Genomic DNA, 3,187 nt, shown 5'->3' with positions numbered 1-3,187 from the left:
TCGTGTTCGACTGGGCAAAGGCCGGCGCGCCGGCAAGCAATGCTGCTGCGGTCAGAATGGTAAGCGTCTTCATGGCATGTCTCCGGTTGGAATTGTCCCTCGGACAATCCAACGTCGCTTGGGCACTCCGGTTGCAGATCATGAGGAAGAAGCCTGCGCGTATCGCCTCGATTACCCGAACCGCGGCGGCTGGCCACAACTGCCTTCAGTGGCAGCAAGCTTCGCCATATTGCAGCTGCTCGTTCCAGTTCGGGCGACCTTCCGGCGTGAAATCCATCAGATTCCACAGCGTTTCGCAGGTGCCGAGGCCACGCGGATCCTGACCGGGCTCCGTCGGTGCGAAATCCAGTTCCGAACTCCAGAAATGGCGTATGCCGTCGGGGTCGCGGTGAAACACCGACAGCAGCGGGATCTGTGAGCCGTCGGCCGCCTCCGCATTGTAGTCGCGCTTGAAGCTGTTGGCCGCCGAAGACACCAGCCGCATGTTGCGCCAGCCCCGATCTCGACCGAGCGTGACCAGGTTTTCGAGCGCGGTCTTGCCCACCACCGCGAAATTGAAGCCGGCCGCCTGGAGATGCCCGACCGCGCCGTCGAACTGATCGAGCAATGCCGTGCAGGACGGACATGGCTGGTCCGGTCGGGCGAGCTTCGCCGTGCCGCCGCTGGTCGCCACATCGCGCTTCTCCTGCGGGTGGCGCGGGAACATCATGTTGTAGAGGATCAGGCTGTCCTTGCCGGGCGCGAACAGCTCCGACAGCCTTGTCTTCGCGGGCTTGCCGTGGGCATCCAGTGCGTCGAATTCATAGTCCTGGCGGATCAGCCCGCCCGGCGGCAGCGCGCGCCGGGCCTCGGCGACCTCTTCCATGGCGCGGCGCAGCTCGATTTCCTTCTTCAGCAATTTTTCGCGCGCGGTGCGGTATTTCGCGGATTCGTTGGGAAAGGTGATCATGATCGGCTCCTTCAAGTCGCAGCGCCGGCGTCCCGGCGCGGTTGCTCTGCGACCCAAGGACGTTTGGCGGTGATCGGCTCCGACATTTATTGCGCATGGTGATATGTCGTAATACCTGTCCGGGCAGCGTGATCCGGGGGACGAGATGCACGACGACGAGATCGATCTGCGCTGCCCGCAAGTAGTGACCGACAATGCCGCCAAGGGCCTCAGACTGCGCGGAGAATTCGGCCGCGGCGGCACCGAGATCGGCGTCGCCCGCGCCACCGAACTGAAGAACCGGGAAAAGCTCGCGCCCTCCACCATTCGCCGCATGGTCAGCTATTTCGCCCGCCACGAGGTCGACAAGCGCGGCAGGAACTACGGCAATGAGCAGAACCCTTCGGCCGGCTACATCGCCCGGCTGCTGTGGGGCGGCGATGAAGGCCGCACCTGGGCGCTTGATCTCAAGCAGAAGATCGGCAACGCGCCGGACATCTGACAACGGTCCGCACTACGCTGACCGCTCCTCACCCCTTCACCCCGCCGGCGGTGAGGCCGGAGACGATCTTGCGCTGGAAGATCAGCACCAGCACCACCAGCGGCACCGTGACGATCACCGAGGCGGCCATGATGTTGCCCCAGGGGATCTCGAACTGCGAGTTGCCGGAGAGCAGCGCGATCGCCACCGGCACGGTCCGCTGTGCGTTGTTGGAGGTGAAGGTCAGGGCAAACAGGAACTCGTTCCACGCACCGATGAAGGCCAGCAGGCCGGTGGTCGCCAGCGCCGGCCACATCAGCGGCAGGAAGACCCGGGTGACGATGATCCACGGCGTCGCGCCGTCTAGGATCGCCGCCTCCTCGACCTCGACCGGCAGGTCGCGGACGAAGGTGGTGAGCACCCAGACGGTGAACGGCAAGGTGAAGATCATGTAGGAGAAGATCAGCGCGAACAGGGAATTGTAGAGGCCGAAGATGCGGACCAGTTCGAACAGCCCGGCCAGCAGCGCCACCTGCGGGAACATCGACACCGACAGGATGATGAACAAAAGCGCCGAGCGGCCGCGGAATCGAATGCGCGCCAGCGCGTAGGCTGATGTGATGCCGAGCAACAGCGACAGCGCGACGACTGCGCCGGAGACGAAGAGCGAGTTCGCGAGGTTGCGCACGAAGGCGCCCTCGATCAGCACGTTTCTGTAATTGGCGAAACTGATCGTCGTTGGCCACAGATCAGCCCGGAACAGATCGGTCCCGGATTTCAGGCTGGTGACGATGGCGTAATAGAACGGGAACACCGCGACGAAGACGATTGCCCCGACCAGCAGGTAAAAGGCCGTGCGCTTCACGATCCACATCTCAGCGGTCCCCGTCCAGGCTGATCCGGCCGATCCGGATGGTGACGATGGTAAGCAGAGCGAGAATGAGGAAGAGCAGGGTCGAGGCGGCGGAGCCATAGGCGAACTTGTCGAACTCGAACAGGTTCTCGCGGGCGAACACCGACATCGACTTGGTGTGCACATTGTTGGGCGTCAGCACATAGATCAGGTCGAAGATACGCAGCGCATCGAGCGCGCGGAAGATCACCGCCACCAACAGCGCGGGACGGATCAGCGGCAAGGTCACCCGCCAGAAGATCTGCCAGGGGTTGGCGCCGTCGAGCCTGGCGACCTCGATGATCTCCCTCGGCAGCATCTGCAGCGCGGCCAAGATGAGCAGCGTCATGAATGGCGTCGCCTTCCAGATATCGACGATGAGGACCGCCGCCATCGCGGTGTCGGCGTTGGCCGTCCAGGCGATCTTGGTGCTGATCAGGCCGAGATTGAGCAGCACCACATTGATGATGCCGAACTGGTCGTTGAGCATCCATTGCCACATCTTCGCCGAGACGATCGTCGGGATCGCCCAGGGGATCAGGATCGCCGCCCTGACGATGCCGCGGCCTCTGAATTCGGCGTTGAGAACCAGGGCAACGATGGTGCCGAGGATGGTCTCGCAGGTCACCGAAATCACGGTGAAGCGCACCGTGTTCCAGACGGCACGCCACCAGACAGGGTCGACCAGCAACCCGTCATAGAGGGTCCGGCCGCTTGGCATGTGAAGTACCGAAAAGTAATTGGCGAAGCCGACCCATTGGCGCGCGTCGAGATCGGCCAGCGAGGCGTCGGTGAAGCTGAAATAGACCGTGCGGGCAAGCGGCCAGCCGGCCGCCGCGGCGAGCACCAGAAGCATTGGCGCCAGGAAAAGCCACGCCGAGCGAAC

General features: G+C 63.4%; 4 protein-coding genes. 1 reads left to right on the top strand and 3 read right to left on the bottom strand.

Annotated features, from left to right (window positions below; all coding sequences use genetic code 11):
• Positions 1-205: 205 nt before the first annotated feature.
• Entirely contained in the window at positions 206-949 is a 744-nt protein-coding gene (locus EOA22_RS28790) for a DUF899 family protein (protein WP_063170314.1), read from the bottom strand.
• A 145-nt stretch (positions 950-1,094) separates the two neighbouring features.
• On the opposite strand from EOA22_RS28790, the gene EOA22_RS28785 reads away from it, so the two are divergent.
• Positions 1,095-1,430: a hypothetical protein gene (locus EOA22_RS28785; protein WP_063168797.1), complete on the top strand. Its 336-nt coding sequence runs from the start codon at positions 1,095-1,097 to the stop codon at positions 1,428-1,430.
• A gap of 28 nt (positions 1,431-1,458) precedes the next feature.
• Here the strand turns inward: EOA22_RS28785 and EOA22_RS28780 are convergent, their stop codons facing one another.
• Positions 1,459-2,283 (bottom strand): carbohydrate ABC transporter permease, encoded by an 825-nt coding sequence (locus tag EOA22_RS28780; protein WP_063168798.1) that lies wholly within the window; start codon positions 2,281-2,283, stop codon positions 1,459-1,461.
• A 1-nt stretch (position 2,284) separates the two neighbouring features.
• The coding region (locus tag EOA22_RS28775; RefSeq protein ID WP_164755936.1) for a sugar ABC transporter permease at positions 2,285-3,187 on the bottom strand (903 nt) is incomplete at its 5' end.

The organism is Mesorhizobium sp. M7A.F.Ca.US.014.04.1.1, assembly GCF_003998745.1.
GTDB lineage: Bacteria > Pseudomonadota > Alphaproteobacteria > Rhizobiales > Rhizobiaceae > Mesorhizobium > Mesorhizobium ciceri.
Note: the sequence above shows the minus strand (reverse complement) of the source record. Positions and strands in the feature narration are given on the sequence as shown.